Annotated in this window: 12 protein-coding genes and 1 tRNA gene; 6 read left to right on the forward strand and 7 right to left on the reverse strand. The window is 67.1% G+C overall.

Annotated elements, in window-relative coordinates:
- Positions 1 to 87: 87 nt before the first annotated feature.
- The 3 genes from EPO51_RS16170 to EPO51_RS16180 all read left to right on the forward strand — a co-directional run bounded on the left by EPO51_RS16170 (position 88) and on the right by EPO51_RS16180 (position 2,591).
- Positions 88 to 1,029: a poly(ethylene terephthalate) hydrolase family protein gene (locus tag EPO51_RS16170; RefSeq protein WP_293352383.1), complete on the forward strand. Its 942-nt coding sequence runs from the start codon at positions 88 to 90 to the stop codon at positions 1,027 to 1,029.
- Between the two features lie 76 nt (positions 1,030 to 1,105).
- Positions 1,106 to 1,975, forward strand: a complete 870-nt coding sequence (locus EPO51_RS16175) for an alpha/beta hydrolase (protein WP_293352385.1) — start codon at positions 1,106 to 1,108, stop codon at positions 1,973 to 1,975.
- Between the two features lie 106 nt (positions 1,976 to 2,081).
- A complete protein-coding gene (locus EPO51_RS16180) occupies positions 2,082 to 2,591 on the forward strand; it encodes a hypothetical protein (protein ID WP_293352387.1) in 510 nt (169 codons plus the stop codon).
- On the opposite strand, the gene EPO51_RS16185 is transcribed toward EPO51_RS16180, so the two are convergent.
- The gene (locus tag EPO51_RS16185) at positions 2,588 to 3,331 is read right to left on the reverse strand and encodes an SIMPL domain-containing protein (protein ID WP_293352389.1); all 744 of its coding nucleotides are present in this window, start codon (positions 3,329 to 3,331) and stop codon (positions 2,588 to 2,590) included. The two genes, EPO51_RS16180 and EPO51_RS16185, sit on opposite strands and share 4 nt — an antisense overlap.
- A gap of 107 nt (positions 3,332 to 3,438) precedes the next feature.
- Here EPO51_RS16185 and EPO51_RS16190 point away from each other — a divergent pair.
- Positions 3,439 to 3,514: transfer RNA gene (locus EPO51_RS16190), tRNA-Ile, on the forward strand.
- A 76-nt stretch (positions 3,515 to 3,590) separates the two neighbouring features.
- Positions 3,591 to 4,907: a tyrosine-type recombinase/integrase gene (locus EPO51_RS16195; protein ID WP_293352391.1), complete on the forward strand. Its 1,317-nt coding sequence runs from the start codon at positions 3,591 to 3,593 to the stop codon at positions 4,905 to 4,907.
- A gap of 24 nt (positions 4,908 to 4,931) precedes the next feature.
- On the opposite strand, the gene EPO51_RS16200 is transcribed toward EPO51_RS16195, so the two are convergent.
- The 5 genes from EPO51_RS16200 to EPO51_RS16220 all read right to left on the reverse strand — a co-directional run bounded on the left by EPO51_RS16200 (position 4,932) and on the right by EPO51_RS16220 (position 17,529).
- Complete coding sequence (locus EPO51_RS16200) at positions 4,932 to 5,678, reverse strand: GIY-YIG nuclease family protein (RefSeq protein ID WP_293352393.1); 747 nt, start codon at positions 5,676 to 5,678, stop codon at positions 4,932 to 4,934.
- A gap of 148 nt (positions 5,679 to 5,826) precedes the next feature.
- Positions 5,827 to 7,155 (reverse strand): IS1182 family transposase, encoded by a 1,329-nt coding sequence (locus EPO51_RS16205; protein ID WP_293352409.1) that lies wholly within the window; start codon positions 7,153 to 7,155, stop codon positions 5,827 to 5,829.
- Positions 7,156 to 7,549: 394 nt separating this feature from the next.
- Entirely contained in the window at positions 7,550 to 9,244 is a 1,695-nt protein-coding gene (locus tag EPO51_RS16210) for a DUF262 domain-containing protein (protein ID WP_293352395.1), read from the reverse strand.
- 247 nt (positions 9,245 to 9,491) lie between these two features.
- A complete protein-coding gene (locus EPO51_RS16215; RefSeq protein WP_293352397.1) occupies positions 9,492 to 13,355 on the reverse strand; it encodes an NACHT domain-containing protein in 3,864 nt (1,287 codons plus the stop codon).
- A 379-nt stretch (positions 13,356 to 13,734) separates the two neighbouring features.
- Complete coding sequence (locus EPO51_RS16220; RefSeq protein WP_293352399.1) at positions 13,735 to 17,529, reverse strand: SIR2 family protein; 3,795 nt, start codon at positions 17,527 to 17,529, stop codon at positions 13,735 to 13,737.
- A 363-nt stretch (positions 17,530 to 17,892) separates the two neighbouring features.
- On the opposite strand from EPO51_RS16220, the gene EPO51_RS16225 reads away from it, so the two are divergent.
- Complete coding sequence (locus EPO51_RS16225; protein WP_293352401.1) at positions 17,893 to 18,387, forward strand: ATP-binding protein; 495 nt, start codon at positions 17,893 to 17,895, stop codon at positions 18,385 to 18,387.
- Positions 18,388 to 18,401: 14 nt separating this feature from the next.
- Here the strand turns inward: EPO51_RS16225 and EPO51_RS16230 are convergent, their stop codons facing one another.
- Complete coding sequence (locus tag EPO51_RS16230; RefSeq protein WP_293352403.1) at positions 18,402 to 18,638, reverse strand: hypothetical protein; 237 nt, start codon at positions 18,636 to 18,638, stop codon at positions 18,402 to 18,404.
- Positions 18,639 to 18,822: the final 184 nt, after the last annotated feature.

The raw sequence follows: 18,822 nt of genomic DNA on the forward strand, positions 1-18,822 counted from the left end.
CTTATCGTTGTTCACTCACATACGGCCGAGGGACGGGCGCGCCGTCAAGCCGCGCCCTGGAGGTGGTCGCATAAATCGTGGCTGGCCGTGGCGGCGCTGGGCGCGCTGCTGCTGCTCGCCGCCGCCCCGGTCCAGGCCGCGCCCGCGCCGGCGGGCGGACCGGTGGAGGCGAAGTACGAGAAGCCCGGGCCGATGCGGGTGGCGAAACTGACCTTGCGCGGACCTTGCGACCGCAAGGGCGACGCCTGCGAGATCTTCTATCCCGCCGACCTGGGCCCCGAGGGGACGCTCCACCCGGTGATCACCTGGGCGAACGGCTCGGACAAGACGCCCAGCCCGGCCGGGAAGTACGATTTCTTCCTCGGTCACCTCGCGTCGTGGGGCTTCGTGGTCGTCGCCACGCGAGATGGCGTGACCGGCGTCGGCGGGACGGTGCTGGACGCCGCCAACTTCCTGCTGGCCCAGGGACGGGACCCCGCCAGCCCGTTCTACCGCCGCCTCGATCCCGCCCGCCTCGGCGCGGTGGGCCACTCGCAGGGCGCGTCCGGCGCGGCCAACGCCATGCTGCATTCGAAGGGGGCGATCCGCACGGCGGTGCTGTTCCACCTGCCGCAACAGGCGTTCTGCAAGCCGGCGGACAATTGCCTGACGACGCAGGATCTGGAGGCGGCGGCCGGCGGATCGGTTTTCTACGTCAGCGGGACGTCGGACTTCATCATCTCGCCCGACGACCAGCTCGGGGGCTCGAAGCTCAACTCCCTGAACGCCTACTACGACCACACGCCCGAGCGCCTGGCCAAGGCCAAGGCGTTGATCCGCGGGGCGAACCACAATGACGTGACGGGCCGCCCCGGTTGCCCGCCCGGCATGGGGGCCTGCAAGCAGGGCGTCCGCGCCTATCTCGGCTATCCGACCGCCTGGCTGGCCTGGCGGCTGCAGGGCGCAGCGGACGCCCGTCGCGCCTTCGCAGTCGGCGGCGAGCTCTTCCAGGCCCCCCGATGGACGCGTGTCAGGGGCGCCATCCGCTGAGCTACTGTTCGGCGACCTAGAACCCAGGGGGCCGGCGAGAGTTGCGTCCCGGCCTTCCCTTCCATAGCTGGAGCCCATGCTGCCGTTCGCCGTCACCAAGCGTCTGACCCTGGCCGCCGCCGCGGCGGCGCTGACCGCCGCCTGCTCGCCGCTCAGCATGTTCGCCACGCTCTCGCCCAAGGATCCGTCCTCCATGGTGGCGCGCGGCCAGCCCTACGGCGCCGGTCCCCGCCAGCGTCTGGACGTCTACGCGCCGCGCGGGGCCCAGGGCGCGGCGCCGGTCGCGGTGTTCTTCTACGGCGGTTCGTGGGATTCCGGCCGGCGGCAGGACTACGGTTGGGTCGGCCGGGCCCTGGCCTCCCGCGGATTCGTCACCGTGGTGGCCGACTACCGAATCTACCCCGAGATCCGTTACCCTGGGTTCCTGGAGGATGGGGCCCAGGCGGTGAAATGGGCCAGAGACCACGCCGGCCAGTATGGCGGAGATCCCAGCCGCATCGTGCTCGCGGGCCATTCCGCCGGGGCCTACAACGCGGTGATGCTGGGCCTGGACGGCCGCTACCTGAAGGCCGCCGGCGTCGACCCACGCACGGTCAAGGCGGTGGCGGGCGTGGCGGGCCCGTACGACTTCGTGCCCTTCGACGACCCGATCGCCAAACGCATCTTCGGCAAGACCGACGACCCGCCCGCCACCCAGCCGATGGCCTATGTGACGAAGGATTCGCCCGCCGCCTTCCTCGCCACCGGCGACGCCGACACCGTGGTCTATCCGCGCAACACCACGGCGCTGGCGAAGAAGCTCCGTGAAGCTGGCGTGCCGGTGGAGGAGCGCCACTACCCCGGCGTCGGGCACGTCAGGATCCTGCTGGCGCTGTCGCGCCCGCTCCGGGGCGAGGTCCCCGTGCTGGACGAAATGACCGACTTCCTGCGCGATCACGCCGACTGACGTCCGCACCGCCGGATGAACGGCGCCGTGGTCTTGCCCGTTGAGAAGCGCGACAAGACCCTCGCCGTGACCTATGGCGTTGTGACTGCCGAGGAAGCCCGAAACCATGCGCTCAACGTGGTCCCGCCGCACGAAGCCCACGAGATGGAACAGGCCATTCTGGGCCGCCGGGCTCGCGGCCCTGACGCTGGCCGCCTGCTCTCCCACCGCCCCGCCCGGTGTGGACCGCGACCAGCTGGACGCGGCCGTCTCCAAGGCTGTGGGCGATCCCAACAGTTGCGTGCTGATCGCCAAGGCCGGGTCGGGCAGGACGCTCTATCGTTATAATTCCGCCACCGCCTGCGCGCGGGAGTTCCCGGCCTGCGACAGGCCGGGGACGCGCAAGCTCTCCAGCCTGCTGGAAACGACGGCCAAGGACCGGCAGGTCCGCCAGCTCAGCTGCAACACCCAGGCCGACGCCTCGCGCGGCGTCGGCTGGGCGGCTGGCCCCATCGCCGGGACCGACCTCGTCTATGCGGCGATGATGGAGGGCGAGCGCGCCTTCCCCGGTCGGATGATGGCCGACCGCCTGGAAGGCGCCTTCCGCCGGGCGAAGGTCTCGAAAGACCCGCTCTAGCGCGCCAGCTCGTACAGTCCGCTGATGTCGACGCGCACCTTGAGCTCGCCGCCGGACACCGAGGTGCCGGCGTCGGCCATCTCGCGCTTGGCGGCGTAGGCGACCATCGGCATCGGCGGCGCCGGCGTATAGCCGCCGCCCTCGCTCAGCGACACGAGGCGCGAGACCTTGTGCCCCGTGGCCTTGGCGTAGAGGTCGGCCTTGGCGGCCAGGGCCTTCACCGCGGCCTCGCGCGCGGCGTTTTCGGCGGCGGTCGGATCGTCCAGGCCGAAGCTGATCCCCTGCACCTGGTTGGCGCCGGCGCTCACCGAGGCGTCGACCGCCGCGCCCAGCTTCTTCAGGTCGTGAACCGTGATCGTGACGTTGTTCGAGGCCTGGTAGCCGACCAGCAGCGGCGGCTGGTTCTCCTGGTACCTGTACTGCGGGTTCAGGTTCAGGTTCGACGTCTGGATGTCCTTGTCGGCGATCCCGGCCTTGCGCAGGCTGCCCATCACCGCGGCCATCCGCGTGGCGTTGGCCTGCATCGCCTCGGCCGCGGCCTTGCCTTCGGTCATCACGCCCAGGGTGATCGTGGCCATGTCGGGGGCGATACGGGTCTCGCCATAGGCCGACAGGTTCAGCGTCGTGGCGCGGAACATGGTGTCGGCGGCCGGCGGCGCGGCCTGGGCCAGGGCCGCGGGGGCCGCCGCTCCGGCGGTCAGCACGAGGCCGAGGGCCGCCGCGCGCATCAAGGTCTTCATCGGTAGTCTCCAGTCCGGGGGGAACGAACCCATCCGTCGCAATTCCTACCTGAACGCAACCTTTAAGCGCCGTGCAGCCCATGGTAACGCGACGCCTCGCGCTGCAGGGGCCTGTAGCTCAATGGTTAGAGCCGGCCGCTCATAACGGTCTGGTTGCAGGTTCGAGTCCTGCCGGGCCCACCAGCCGCCGGTTTCAGCGGATCCCGGAAAATCCGGTTAAATCCCGTTAACACATTGTTATACATGCAAAATAGGTAATTTGAGGGCGGCTGCCGTTTCGTGCTGTTTCACCCGTGCCCGTGAACATTGTTGGTACGAAAAACGCTTGATACCAACACTTCTCGCCGCGATACCAACAGCCATGTCCCTCTCAGACGCCAAGCTCCGGACCCTGAAGTCCGAATCGAAACCGCGAAAAGTCGCCGACCGCGACGGCCTCTTCGTGCTGGTGAATCCGAATGGCTCCAGGCTCTGGCGCCTCGCCTACCGGTTCGGCGGGAAGCAGAAATTGCTGGCTCTGGGCTCGTACCCGACCGTCTCTCTGCGAGACGCGCGCAAGGCCACGGAAGCCGCCCGAGACCTGCTGGCCGAAGGGATCGATCCATCGCACGACCGCAAGGTTACCAAGGTGAAGGCGAAGATCGCGGCGGGTCACACGTTCGAAGCGGTCGCGAATGACTGGTTCGACGCGCGTCGCGAGGGCTGGGTCGACAGCTATTCCGAGCGGCTGAGAGCGCGGCTCGACGCTGACCTGATGCCCGTACTGGGCAAGCGGCCGATCGCCGAGGTCGAACCGGTGGAACTGCTGGAAGCGGTTCGACGGATCGAGGCTCGCGACGCGCCGGAGATGGCGCGCCGCGTCCTCCAGATGGCGAGCGGCATCTTCCGCTTCGGCGTGGCGACAGGCCGTTGCCCACGCGATCCTGCGGCGGACCTGCGAGGCGCCCTGAAGAGTCCAGGCGCGCCGAAGCGGCGCGCGTCGCTGCGTCCCAACGAACTGCCGGAGTTCATGCAGCGCCTGGCGGCGTACGACGGCGCCGCGCAGACGACCCTTGCACTCCAACTGGTCATCCACACCTTCGTCCGCACCTCCGAGGTTCGGTTCGCGGTCTGGAGCGAGTTCGAGGACCTGGATGGCGATCGGCCGCTGTGGCGGATTCCGGCCGAGCGCATGAAGATGCGTCGTGACCATCTCGTGCCGCTTTCGCCGCAGGTCGTCCGGATCCTGCGCGACATCAAGGAGACCTCGGGCAGGTCGGCGTTCCTGTTCCCGGCGCCCACCCGCAGCAAGGTTCTCTCTGAGAACACCATGATCTATGCGCTCTACCGGATGGGCTATCACGGTCGGGCCACGGTGCATGGCTTCCGCTCCACGGCGTCGACGTTGCTCAACGAGCGCGAGTTCAATCGTGACTGGATCGAGATGCAGCTAGCCCACTGCGAAGGTGACGTGCGCTCGATCTACAACGCCGCCGAATGGCTCTCGGGCCGGCGCGAGATGATGAACTGGTGGTCCGCCCATTTGGAGAAAATTGCGTCGGTCAAGCGTGGCCGAGCCGCCCTGGTGGTGGTGTAAGCGCCGAAGTCTGCGCGCATTCGGCTACTGGTAACGCCGTCGTCTGAACGCCGCCACGTCCTGCGCCCGCAGCTTGAACCACTCGCCGTTGCGACGCTTGTCAGCAAATCGACGGTGCCAATAGGCCTCGATCCCGGGAGGATCGTCAGTCCGAATGGAGTGCACGAGATCCAGGCGCTCGGGCATGGCGACTCCGATGGCCTTGAACCGTCGCTCCAGGTCGCCGGTGCGCCCGATCTTGTAGTCGGGACCGCACCTGAAGAGATAGACGAAGCCGTCCCGAACCGACCTGCCTTGGCTATCGTCGTCTTCGGAAAGCTCCGGCAGCAAGGCGGCGATGTCGGCACGATCAGGTTGCTGCGACGCCCATTGGGCCAGCGCCTGGATAAGATCCATCTTCCGGCGAAAGCGGCGGCGTAGCGTGGTCCGCCCCGGGATCGATGGGTCGGCGTCCCGGAAGATTGCGATCTCAGTCTCGGTCGGAATTCGCCCATGGTGGCGAACGATCCTCGCAAGCGCCACCATGATTTCGTCGTTGGATAGAGGCGGCGTCGCGGCGTTGGCTTCGCATCCGGCCTCCTCCACCGCCGCACTCCAGCGCGGCCAGTACCTCCGCCATTTCGCCGGGGTGATGCCGGTCTCCGAACTGAACTTTATCTCGCCGGGCGCCTGACCGCCGGAGGCATGAGATAGGCGGGCGATCTCGGCCAGGATGAATTGCCGGGGTGAGGGGGGCGGAGCAGTGGGCATTCGGGAGTCCTTCTGGATCAATTCCGATCCAACCCGTCCTCACTCTCTCCTTTGAGGGTCGTTTGTGGGCTCCGGTGAATGCGAGCTCATGACTGATTGTGTTGAAGAAGGCGGGGTTCGGGGCGGTGGCGGGGTTGGTCTGCTGAAGCGCGAGCGGCGCCGTTGCCGCTCAGGCGGACGCCGGGAGAGCTGGGCCCGGGATCAGCTTGGCGAGTTTGCGGAGGTTCTGGGCGGTGGCGGCGAGGAGAAACTCGTCGCGGGCGCCGCAGGGACCGCGTAGGCGCAGGCGGTCGAGCTTCAGGATGCGCTTGAGGTGGGCGAAGAGCATCTCGACCTTCTTTCGCTGGCGCATGGAGGTCCAGTAAGCGTCGGTCTTGGCGATCTCGCGGGCCACGTCGCGCGCGGCTTCGTGGATGGAGCGGGTCACTTTGCGCGCGGGCGCCTTGGGGCAGCACTGGCTCTTGAGCGGGCAGGCGTCGCAGTCGGTCTTGCTGGCGCGGTAGCGGTGGGTGTCGTCGGCCGGCGGTCCGGTCCGCGGAGACGAGAAGGCGCGGCGATAGCGCTTCAGCTCATGCCCGCCCGGGCAGCGGTAGAGATCGGCGGCGGGATCGTAGGCGAAGTCCTCCCGGGAGAAGGTCCCGTCCTCGCGCTTGGATCTATCGAAGACGCGGATGTGCGGGGCGATCTCCTGGTCATGGACCAGCCATTCGAGTATCTCGGCTGAGCCGTAGGCGGTGTCGGCGGTCAGCCGCTCCGGGTGCAGCCCAAGCCGCTCCTCGGTGCGCTCGATCATGGTGCGGCAGGCCGCAAGCTCGCCCTGGCGCACCGCGGTGGAGGGCTCGACGTCCACGATCACCGCGTGTTCGAGGTCGATCAGGTAGTTGGTGCAGTAGGCGAAGCTCGCCGGTCCCGCCTGGGCCGCCGTCCAGCGCGAGGCGGGATCGGACAGCGACAGGTACTTGGGCGTCACCGGCGTGGCCGCGCCGAAGGCCTCCTCGTCCAGCACCGCCAGGTACTCCTGCACCGCCCGGCTCGCCGCCTCGGGCGGCAGGCCGGCCGCGCCCTCGACAGCGGTCCTATGCCGGCTGGCGTCCGCGCGGATGATGCTGGCGTCGACCGCGAAGCCCTCGCCGCCGACCAGCCCCTCGGCCATGCAGCGCCGCACCACGCTCTCGAAGAGCTCACGCAGCAGATCGCTGTCGCGGAAGCGGCCGTGCCGGTTCTTGGAGAAGGTGGAGTGGTCCGGCACGTCGCCGTCCAGGCCCAGGCGGCAGAACCAGCGGTAGGCCAGGTTGAGATGGACCTCCTCGCACAGCCGCCGCTCCGAGCGGATACCCAGGCAGTAGCCCACCAGCAGCATCCGGATCATCAGTTCCGGATCGGTCGAGGGTCGGCCTATCGGGCTGTAGAACGACGCCAGGTGCGCCCGCACGCCCTCCAGGTCCACGAAGCGATCCACGGCGCGGAGCAGGTGCTCCGACGGCACATGCCGCTCCAGCGATGCTGTTCGCCAGCCAAATGACTCCCCCTCGGCGTAAGCACTGACTCGAAGCTGGCAGGTCGGCGAGTCGGCACCCGCATGACTCAACAGCATTGGCGTAAGACGGCCGAGCCGCGGAGTTTCGAACTTCGCAGCGGGTCGGCCGTCGTCGCCGCAGGATCGTTGGTTTGATCGACTTCGACCGAGCAAGCGGCAGCTTGCTCGGCACTGAGCGTTTGGAGTTCCGAGCCATGCGTGGGTTCAGCTTCCACTTCCGGTACCGCCTGCGATGACCCCCAGGGCCGGCGCTCCATGTCTAAGGCTGACATCAGAGACTTTGGGAAGGTCCGCACTAGGGCAGCGGCGTCTGGCGAGGCGCGCTCGCCGGGGCGGGGCCTGCTTCCAGGTCGCGCTAAATGGGCCAAGCCTTGACGGCGAGTTTGGCCATCTCCGCCTGCCGGCTGTCGATCACAGCAGGCGACCATCCGGCCAAGCCTCCGACGGTCGATGTCCAGTGCAGTGGCGAAGCGAGATATACCGCGCGCTTGTCGTCAAATCGGTCGCTGCGGGCGTTGGAGTTGGTTCCCCGCTGGAGAAGGCACATGTTCCCAAGCCGACGCACGTATCGCGGATGGGTCTCCGCATCGAACTCCGTCCACTCTTCGAGCCGCGGAGTCTTCGGTATGATGTGTTCAAGCGTGATCTGCGCGGGGTCATCGTTCACAACGGTCCAGGGCTCTGGATCTTGGTTGAACGCCTTTTCCAAGCTGCGAAGATAGTAGCGAGCAAAGTCCGCCTTGCTTGAGCTGGTTGTGGCGAACGCCTCCTGGAACACGCGGTCGTCCGGTACGATTTTAGCCATTGAGGCCTTGAGCAGCGCCGTAGATGAAGTGGTGCCCTCCCAAACCGACAATGCCGTCGCAGCGATGGACTCCTCGATTGACCCGCTGCGGGTTGTGGATGCGATTAGCAGTCGGACCGCGAACGACACCAGGAACGACAACGCTTTGGCGGCCTCCGCCGGCGCAAAGGCTTTGGTCACTGCTAGGATCAATGGCCGCAAAGGCTTGATATCGAATTGATTCAGTACCTGCAGGGCCGCAATAGCCTCGGCCGGATACGCCCCCCACTGTTCGGAGTCTGCTCTGAATGTTGCCACATAGAGCCGTGAGTACTGCTCCAGATCCGATAGGAATGTGATGGAGACTGCTTCGCCCCGCACGGACTTTTGCACCGTGGAATAAACGTCGTCGGCCCTCGTGAATTCGCGCGAGGCTATCAGAAGGTGGCGCAGGAAGTTAATGCCCCGGTCGCTATCGTCTATCTCCTCAAGCATGTTCCGCATCGAGGACCACTTGGCCTGCGCCTCGGCGATGCGCCGGTTAGCTTGACCGAACAGGTAGCTCTTGACCAAATCAACCTGGGAGGTCTTTAGCCCGCGGTCATTCAGCGTCTCAAACATTCGAAACGCTTGGGCGCCGTCCGGTGCCTTCAGCAGAATGACGGTCGCGCTGTGTTCCAGGAATTCCAGCCAATCGTTCAACTGAGCCGCGTGCTCGGCTTCGCTCACAGGCGCCACCAACCGTTTAACCGCAGCGTGCGCCTCTCTAAACGCCTCCTCCAGCCGCCGATGGGATTCTCGTGTCGCGATAGCTGGCGCCGCCGGATCTGCAGCCGTCAGACGAAGGAAGAACTCGTTGTCGTCGACATTCAGTCTGAGGCGTGGCACCCGCGAACCCGCTCGCCGGTCGATCGTCGTGAGGAATTCGTTCTCGATAGATTCAACTATCATGGCAGTTGAAGGCAGCGTCTTGAGGTAGTTTCGCATCGCGGCGAGGAAGAGTGCTGTGCTCGTCAGACGCTGCTGGCCGTCGACGATTTCGAGCGCGTCCCCCTCGCTCGCCGGTATCGTCACGATCGTGCCGAGGAAGTAGTCGTGGTTGCCGAATTTCGCGTTCGCTAGGTCAGTGAAGAGCTGCTTCACCTCCTCGACGCTCCAGGCGTATTCGCGCTGGTAGGGTGGAACCGCAAGCTTGTTGAGCTTGAGAACCGACGCGATACCTTCCGGCGAGAATTCGAACGCCTTGGCAGTTGATGGATGAGGCAACCGGTGTCTCCGTTTAAGCAGGCCGACTGGCGAAGGTGACCAAAGGCTCCTACCGCACAACTGCGCTCACCACCTAGGCACGCCCGCAGTCCACCGGCTGCGCGCGCAGTGCGTCGAGGGGTGATTTAACGCCGATAAGTTCGCTCCTCGCACCAGCACTTTAACGTGGCGATCGGCTGTGCGGACGGGCCGCGTCCCGACACAATCTGTCGCGCGTATGCCGTCGTTACGATCGCCTGGCTCCGGCCTACGCGTTGTGCAGCTTGCCGCGAACCTCGCGACCGAGCTCGCGCACATGCTCCTCCGGGTCCCCGATCAGCTTGTCGGCCAGTGCGTCGGCGCGCGCGTCCGCAAGATAGCCCTGCCTGGCGAGGACGCCGGCGATTTCACGCCGATCAGTGTCTGGGTTGTCGGCGAACTTTTCGATCCAATCGATCTCGGAACTCGTCAGCCCGAGGCGCGCGTCCAGGATCGTGCGCAGCAACGACGTCCGAACCTCGCCCGCGCGAATCCGAGCCATCGTCTGGCGAAGGTCGTCCGGGCGCTCCCGCAGGCGGGCGATCAGCAGCTCGACGGCGCCGCCGATATGCGTGCGTCGCTCCATGACCGTCTCCACGAGCCACGACGTCTCCGCGCCGTCCAGCAGTTGGATCGCCTTCAGGAGCGCCTCGCGTGGGCTTGGGCTCGGGCGACTCCCCTTCGTCCATTCCGTTTCGATCTTCCGCCAATGGTCCCAAGCCGCCAGCAGGGCTGGCAGGATCGGTCGGCCTTCGCCGGCGAAGTGCAGCGCCGCCTTCGCCGCCTCGCTCGCGGTCCAGTGATCCTCGAGAAGCCCGTTCCGTAGCGCGAGGTCGAGCGAGGCGTCGTCGGAAATGGGAAGGTTGGGCAGCAGTTGATAGAGGTAGCGCAGGCCGCCGCCCGCGAAGGCCTCCAAGCGGCGGAGCACCAGCCTCGCGGTCAAGGGTCGGTCGAAGTCGTCCAGGAGGAGCGCGCCATAGGCGGCGACGAGGCCACGCCCTCGCTCCAGAGCGTCGCGTCCTAGGGCGATGCGGTTCTCGTCGGGCAATCCGCTCTCGATCAGGCGTGCGGCGAGGAGCGCGACGCCATTGACGGGATGGTGCAGGGCCTCACCCAAGAGGGCGGCGTCCAGATCCAGGCCTCGCGCCCCCGCCCATTCCATCGGTGGGAAGTCGATGTTCGGCAGGTACGGAAACCCCGCATAGCGGCTCGTCTCGTCCTCGGTCTTGCGCATCTGGACGCGCGCCTGGCGACGCACTGCCTGTTCCGGCAGGCGGGTCAAGATGAGGACGTTGGACAGCAGATGTCGCAACGCCTCGCCGGCCTCCACCTTCGCCCAGCTCCAAACCTCTCGGCCCGGCGAGTCCAGTTCAGCCAGCTTCAGAAATGCATCGAGCTCGAGCGGCGGCCGGACGTGCGTCCGCTCTTCAGCCGGCACATCCTCGTCCGGGACGGCAAAGGCCGACGCCAGCTTCGCGAAGGCGGCGCGGCCGGCCTCCCGTTCGTCGGGCGGAAACATGTCGTCGAAGGTGCGTCCGACCTTAGCGGCCTCCAGGGGATAGCTGTGCTGGAGTTCCGCAAACAACCCCTCGACCTCGCGCAGATAGTCAATGCTGCCGAACGACTTCATCGCGAAGATCGGCGCGAGGATCTCGTCGGCTGTCGCACGCGCGCTGCGCTGGAGGAGTTCGCGGGCAGCGAGCACCACGAGGCGCTCCGCGAGCTTCGCCTCCCGGTCATCGCCCAGGTCGGAGAGGAAGTAGCCCCGCTTGTTCCTCCAGCCGCTGAGGTCGAGCTCCGGCAGTCCGCGAAGGAAGGCTTCAAGCTCGGCCAACGCGTAGGCGCCAGGCCCCGCCGAGACCGCGCAACACCAGGCCGCAAGCTGAACCCATACCTTCGGACTTTCGCGCAACGCCGCCGGCGGCGCCCCGGACCCCGGCCGGCTCCCCCAGAACCGGACGAGGGGGTTGGCCACCTTGATGCCGACGTCTCGACTTGGGTCGTCGAGGAGACGAAGCCCCTGCGCGACAAGGCGGTCGGCGAGGTCGCCCCGAAGCGGCGGATTGGCGGCGGCGAGCGACAGCGCCCATCGAACCCGCGCCACAGGATCGGCGGACTCACATTCCAGCGCCTGCATGACCAAGGCGTCCGTCAGCCCGAACGCAGCCGAGAACGCCAACACCTCGTTCCAACTGGGGTCGTCCAGCCTCGCGCCGATCTCGCGATCGCGGTCCACAGCCGGCAGCGCCGCCAAGTGGCGGGCCGCCAGATGTTCGCCGAACGTCTTGTGCACGAAGGCCACCAGCTCCGCGCCGCCATGCCTCAAGGTCTCGACCACCCCCAGGCGTTCCCAATGCTCCAGACACCGATCGGCGATGTCACGCGCCTTGAGCGGCGGAGCGTCAAGCTGGGGCCCAAGGATATCGGCCACGACGCGGATCGCCGCGTCGCGCCCCTGCAGCGGGTCTAGCGAAGACGCCCAACCCAGGAGCCCGAGAACGCTTCGCCGGACGGGCCGGCTCTCCACGGCCTGTCCGGCGCGGGCCGGCGGCTCGCTTTCGATCAGGGTGAGGAGTCGCTCGTAGAGGTCGGCCTTGCTGCCGCTCAGCGCATCGCCCCTGGCGACCAAAGAGGCCGCCAGGCTGAGCAGGAACGGTGAGCGGGTGCCGAGCTTCTTGGCCTGGGCGTCGGACAGCTCCCGCCCCGCGATCTCGAAGACCTCGGACTGGCGGATATCGTCATCCGCAAGGATATCCGCGAGCAGGTAGGCGACCTGCGTCGACGCCGAGCTGGTCTCGAAGGGGGCCAACTCATAGTGGCGCCACGCCGCAAGCAGGGCCGGCTGGTAGCCGATAGGCCGCGACGTGGCCACCACGCGCCCGCGTGGAAACGCCAAGGCGAAGGCGTTCAGACCCTCGGCGACCTTCTCCTGCATTTCGGCGCACTCATCCAAGCCGTCGCCCAGCAGCACCCAGTCCTGGAAAGCCCGGCGAAGCTCGAGCGGCGGCAACCCGGAATCGGCCAAGCCGCAATTGAAGGCGGCGTCCAGGAAGGGCTCTCCCGCCCGCAGCCGCTGCGCCACTTCTCGGAGCGAGACCCGCAGGACCGGATAGCCATCTTGCGCGTATTCGAGGGCGAGGCGCTTCATCAGCGTGCTCTTGCCCATGCCAGGACCGGCAAGCAGCACCGCGTGCCTGTAGAAGCGGCCCAGCGTCGTGGGGTCGACGCTCTCAATGCCGCCCACCCGGGATGGCGGGTTGTGATAGCGGTCCAAGGCCGCCTTCAAGTCTCCGCCCGGCTTTTCGTCCCCCTCCAAAAGACGGCACGAAACGTCCAGCAACGAATCGGCGGTCGACAGCGCCTTGCCGACGCCGATGATCTTGAAGGTGGCGTTGACCGACGTGGTCCAGGCCGCCAGGCGCGAGGCCAAGACCGCCGGGCCGCCACTGTCCGCGAGCGCGAGGCCGGCGCCGCGCAACACCTCCGCCACGGCCGCCGCGTTGCGCCCCCCGCGGCGCCGGATCAACATCAGCGCGTCAAGTTCAAGCGCCCGCCACGCCGGATCCGCATCCGTGGGGCGTTCCAGCAGGGTCGCCAGCGCCACGTTGGCGGCGCGGATATCGGCCCCGTCGCTGTCGATCGCGGCGATGACCTGAATGACGAGTTTGCCGCACACCCGAGGGACGTCGAGGCCGCGCGCCTTGATCCGGTCCAGAAATTCCTGGCCGATGGAGGTGAGGCCATCCACGCGCCCATCGGCGAGACGCCTCAAATCCATAGCGAGATCGGTACGTATAGACCCGCTGGTTTGCGGGCAGACGGCCAGCACGCCCCAGTCGATCGTGCCGGACCTCACCCCTTCGGCGAGGGCGAGAAGAGCGTCCCAGAGTTGCTCGGAGCGGGACAGCCCCTTCTTGCATTGGACCTCCGCCACCTTCCCGTCGCGAAGACGCAGGCGCACGTCGTCGCCCGGGCCGTGCGTCTCGCTCCACACCTCGCTCGGCGTGTCGTCGGCGTCGGGAAGCCACCGCACCCTGTGACCGCAGGCGAGCGCGACGATGGCGATCGCCGTCACCGCGGCCTGAAAGCTCATGCCGCCCGCGGCGGCCGGGCCGCCCGTGCGACCGACGTTTGGAGATGCAGGCGGGCTCACCGCTGAAGTACGAAGCTTTCGGTGGAGACCCTCACAGGCATCTCGGTCTGCGACCTCGCTCAATATGAATAGAGAGTTTGCAGCACACCTCTGGAATGCAGGCTTGAACCTAGAGGCAGTCCGTCGCGATGGCTACACCCCCGGCTTTTCGCTGAGGTGCGGCTGACGCCCTCTCGCGACGGCTATCACAACACCCAGGGCGGTAATGCTTGCTCGCCGGCCAGCTTCCGGTCCGCTGTGGGCGCGACGCTGACGATCCTAGGCGGCTTTGCGAAGGTCGGCACTCAGCAGTGCTCGCGGCCGCCGAAGACGGCCCCCGCTATCCGGCGGACATCCTGCGGCGGAGCTCCGCCAGCCGCGGGTCCTTCGCGATCTCGGGGCGAAGGGCGAGTTGCTCGACGACGGACCTGGCCTCATAGGGCCACGCCGACAGCCGCGTCGACAACAAGGGGTAGATCAGCGTGAGCACCTCCTCCGCGTGTGCGCTGATCAGCTCCTGCGAGATCGCGTCGAACGCCAGGAACGTGTTGAACGGGTCCTCGACCGGGACGAGGTGCGGCGCCACCGCTTCGACGAACTCGGGAAAGGCGTCCCCGGCTTGCAGCGCCAGCGCGGCGAGCTTCTCGCTTACCTCCCAAGTCCGAACGATGCGTTGGCGGGGCCAGATCTCTCGCAGGAACCGAAGGACTTTGGCCTGCACGTCGCCGACCTCGTCCTGGTTCATCCACCGCTCGAGCAGCCATATGGTGTGGTGCCTGAAGGTGTCGGAGCCCTCGACCAGCGCGTCGCGCTGCTCGGCGTCCGTCACCCATTGATCGCCAGGGCGGTCCGACGGGCCCACCCACCCCATGAGGATGAGGGCGGCCAGTTGACGCGTTCGATCGCCACCTTCGTGATCGCCGCCGACGAACCGCAGCATGTCGTCTTTCAAGACGGTGTAGATCGTGCGGGGCGGCATTGCCTCGCGCCGGAGGAAGCCAGACCAAAACGCCGCCTCGTCCTGAGCACCGCCGTGCCGCCTTGAGAGCAGGTGGCTGTTCGTCCAGTCAGGAGCGAAATGCTGGAACCAGTCGAGGTGCGACAGGAAGATCAGAGCTGCGAAGCGCCCGCCTTCGTCGGGGAGTTCGACGAGCCCGGAGACCTTGCCGAGCCACGTCGGGCCGAAGCCCTGCCCCTCGGCTGGCTGCGCATCGGGATGACGCATCAGCGCCCCGGCCAGATGGCCCGTTGGGGCGTTTATCGCCGACATCACCCAGTCCGGTTGGGTGGAACGGATGGCGCTCTGCGCACTCTGCGGATACTCCCTCAACGTCGCCATCACCGTTGCCCAAAGCCGATCGAACGCCGCCGGCGCGTCGCGCGCGAGCGGTTCGGCCTCGGTCTCGAGCCAACGGGTCAGGTCATGGATCAGGCGCGCGATCCCTTCTGTCTTCAGCCGGGCGAGCCGCTCGGCCAGAAGCATGCGCCCACGGGGACGCTTAAGCGCCGCGGCATCGCTGGCGAGCATCGTCCGCCAAGCCCATTCGGGGAATTCACCCTCCGCTTCGGCCATACGAAGCGCGGCCAGTACGCGGGCGGAGCGGACCGCCGCGAGTCCCACGAGCGGCCTGTGCTCCGTCAGGCCCCGCCCCGAGCGTTGCGTTGCGATCTCGCGCGCCGTGGCCAGAAGGGATTTCGGCGGCACATCACTCAGCGGCGTCGCGTCGGTTTCGGTATGGACCCAGCCTGCGAAGCTCTCGAGCGACGCCGCGGCGTTGCCGGCGTCGTCCACCGCATAGCCGGGCGCTCGAAGCATCAGTCGTTCGCACGCCCGGCCCGCCCACTCCGAAAGTTCGCAGTTCTCGGCTCTCAGCCAGTAGAGCCGCGCCAGACTCGAAATCGCTCGGCCCCGGGCGAAATGGTCTTGGGCTTCCCTATGGTAGCGTGGGCGCCCGGTCGCCAGGCGTCGTTCGACGGCGCGGCGGTCTGCGGCCGACAAGGCGCCCCAGCGCGTACGCAGCGTGAGCAGCAAGTCGCGCTGATGCCGCGAATGCCAGAAGGCGTCCTCATCCAACTCGAGGAGGATGCGCCCTGCCTCAGCCGCATCGGTGAGCTCAGGGACGCCGGCCGCCCAGATGCGCAGACGATCGAAGTTTGGGTCGCCCGTCCTCCAGCGCGCCCGCGCCTGTTGGGCCGCGATCGGGTCGAGCGCAAACAAGCGGCGAAACAGCCTCAGGTACTCGAAGAACGGCGCGGCGATCCCATGGGTCCTGTCATGGCCGGCGCCCTTGAGGTCGGGGTCGTTGGCGATCGGGGGGAGGCTCTCGGCGTCGAAGCCCCGCTCCTGGATCAGCACATCGCGGCCGCGCTCGAGGGTTCGGCGCGCGATCTCGACGAACCGGGGCAAGTGAACATCCGGCAAGTCGAGCTGGCGGGGCATCGTCGGATGCTCCACGTCGAGGTGGATGAGTGCGTGGCGGCTGAGCCGCCTTCCCGACGGCGGACGCCTGGCTGCGGTGTAGGGTCGGTCGACGTTCAGGCGCGGCCGCAGGTAGTCCTCAAGCGCGTCGAGGTTTGCCACGGTCCAGCCGTCGCGGCGGACGTTCCCGACGAGATTGAAGCCCCCAGCCCGAGCCCGGTCGGGCCGATCCCTCAGGCTGGTGAAGAGCTGCCGCCAAGCCGTCGAGAGGGCGCGGTCGGGAACCGGATCCCGCCCAAGGCGGTGCAACACGCCTCGGACGAGGGTCGGGTGAAGATCCTTCTGCCCGGCGGCCCACCAGAGTGTGGCCGGGCGATCCGCCACGGAGACCAGCCAGTTGCAGAGCGCCTGATGCCGGGGTGACAGGTCCGACGCCTCGCCAGCCGCCGGGCCGCGAAGATGCCCGTCTTTCGTTGCCGGGCGGTCATCACCGTCCCAGGGACTGGCCGCGAAGGCGTCCCACACCTCGGAGGGCACTTGGCGACGCGCTCCGAACACCTCGGTCTCGGCCGCGGGCGGCGTAGGGTCGTCGTCGAGACCGTAGGCGTCGAACGGGTCGAAGCCAGGTCCCGCGCCGTAGGTGTTCTCCGGCGTTCCGTAGCGGATCGCCGGATCGAACACACACACCCAATCGGACGGCAATTCCGCTTCGCGCAGGCGCGCCGCGCTGCTCGGAAACATGGCGAGGTGGCGGACCCATCCGCGCTCGTGGGGTGCCAAAGGAACCGGGCCGCGCTTAGCCCGGCGCAGGACGCGACGTTCCCAGCCGGCAGGGTTCCGCGCCCGTTCCGCCCAGGCCTCAAGCGTGCGCCAGAGCGCTGCGAAGTTGTTGTCCTCGCTGAAGGGTATCGCGCGCACACCCTTGCTTCGCCACAAGGCCTGGGCCTGATCGGGGGCGCCGCCGTGGAAGGCGTACAGACCGCCGCGCGCGATCGTCCGCTCGCTCAGCGCTTCTAGCAAATACTGCACCGGCGGATCGTCCGCCGAATAGCCGACGAAGATCAGCTGGAAACCTTCCATCAGGCCTTGGATGAATCGGGTGGCCCAGCCGTCAGCCAGGTAGGCGCGGCCGAAATCCGCGCTGGAAAGCACGAACTCGTCGTCCTCCGCCCGGCTGTACGTCTCGTCGACGCGTCCGTGGAGGTGGATCACGCCTGCGAGGTCCTTCGGCCGTCTCGGGTCCGGCAGACTTGGGGCTGTATGCACAGGCGCCCCGGGGTCGGCGGCGGAGAACAGCCGGTCGAAGTTGGTCGTCACTAGGCGAACGCGCCCATCCGGCCCTCGCGCCAGGTCCAGGAGCGTGCGATGTGCAGACAGATCGGGCTTGGGCTCCGGCCTCAGGGCGCGCGCCACTGCGGCGCGGACGTCCACGACTTCGAACTCCCGTTCCAGCAAGGCGAAGATCCGGTCCGCGGCCACTAGGCCGCCCACACCCTCGATCGGCTTTTGCGCCCGCGCGGCGGCGAGCACGCTTCGGGCGGCGCTCCGCGTCGTTGACCCCAATCCGCCGATCACGCGATCGGCGAGGGTGGTGAAGTCCGGAAGGTCGACGCGGGCCCGGGAGACGCCGGCGCCGCAAAAGAAGATCACTTGGCCGGCGTCGCGCGCCACGAGGAGCTCATCCGGCAACGCAGGGCCATCGGCGATGAAGCGCATTGGGCGGTGTCATCCTTGGGCGCATGTTTGCGGACCGAAGCAGTCGCTTCACACTCCGTGAAGCTTAGTCTCTGCGCGGCCTTTCGCGCTCTTCCGAACTGGTCTCGTTGTCGCACATTCGGGCTTCAGCGCGATCATGTTCGGCCCGGCCCTGAAGTTCTTGGCCTGGAGCGCCTAGCCGCTGTCGCATCGATCATGGGCAGGGCCAATCCGTTGCGGAAGGCTGCTTCATGAGGGTAGCGAAGTTCCGCTTCCCATCTGTGGACGCGAGGCTGCCGGAAAAGAATTACTGAATTTCGGTGCTCACCGCATGTGCCGCACTGAGCGATCTCGCGCCTCACGTAGTTCCTCCCAAGCCGCGAGTTGGATCGCTCGTTGATGGGCGAACTGCTCAGTTCGAGTTGGATCGACCGCCATCTGAACCTAGTGATTTCCGGCTCAACGGGCACCGGGAAGACCTGGCTGGCCTGCGCCATCGGAGTACAGGCCATCAGGAATGGCTTTCCGGTCTCATATCACCGGGTCGGGACCCTGCTCGAAGACATGCAGCTAGCACACATTGACGGGTCCATCGTCAAAATGCGCAACTCTCTTTCGAAGCCACCACTGCTGATCCTGGATGACTTCGGCGCGAGTACGCTGAACGATCGCAACAAGCAGGACCTGTTCGATATCGTGGAAGCTCGCGGTGAGCGGGCTTCTACCATCATCGCCGGCCAGCTTCATTGGGAAGAGTGGCACAGCTATCTCGGTGCGCCTCACTTGGCTGACGCAATCGTCGATCGCGTTGTGCATCGGGCCCACAAGCTAGATCTCCGCGGCGAGTCTCTCCGACAGGTCTTGGGCCGCGACGCCTAAGTGGGGTCGGGCGATCAAGCCGCCCGACCCCAATTTTCCGCATCTTGAGTGATGACCTTGCCGAGTCGCTGACCGCGTTGCCGGCCGAGCCAGCGCGCCGCCGCGTGAGTGATCTTCCCGCCGTACGAGTCACCTCCGGTGGCGGAGCACGGTGAGCGCGCTCGCCGATCAAGAGTCACAAAGGTGGCGGCCTCCACCAGCGAGAACTCGTAGAACAGCTTGGCTTGATCGACCCGCCGCTCGCCCATCATGGCCGCGCCCTCCCGCCTCAGCAGGAGTGAATCAGGCCCGAGTCACCACCGCAACGACCTTCCTCGGAAATGATCGTGACCTGCCCCCTTTCCGATCCCTCGGTTTGAGTGAGAGTCCGTCACCCTGAGGAGACGGACGTGAAGAAGAGCAGGTTCAACGAAGCGCAGATCATCGGCGTGCTGC

This window comes from Phenylobacterium sp., from assembly GCF_004297125.1.
Classification (GTDB): Bacteria; Pseudomonadota; Alphaproteobacteria; order Caulobacterales; family Caulobacteraceae; genus Phenylobacterium.

Coding starts and splice junctions, on each gene's coding strand:
- EPO51_RS16185 (WP_293352389.1), bottom strand. CDS start 3,331: ATGAAGACCTTGATGCGCGCGGCGGCCCTCGGCCTCGTGCTGACCGCC.
- EPO51_RS16175 (WP_293352385.1), top strand. CDS start 1,106: ATGCTGCCGTTCGCCGTCACCAAGCGTCTGACCCTGGCCGCCGCCGCG.
- EPO51_RS16180 (WP_293352387.1), top strand. CDS start 2,082: ATGCGCTCAACGTGGTCCCGCCGCACGAAGCCCACGAGATGGAACAGG.
- EPO51_RS16230 (WP_293352403.1), bottom strand. CDS start 18,638: ATGATGGGCGAGCGGCGGGTCGATCAAGCCAAGCTGTTCTACGAGTTC.
- EPO51_RS16215 (WP_293352397.1), bottom strand. CDS start 13,355: ATGAGCTTTCAGGCCGCGGTGACGGCGATCGCCATCGTCGCGCTCGCC.
- EPO51_RS16220 (WP_293352399.1), bottom strand. CDS start 17,529: ATGCGCTTCATCGCCGATGGCCCTGCGTTGCCGGATGAGCTCCTCGTG.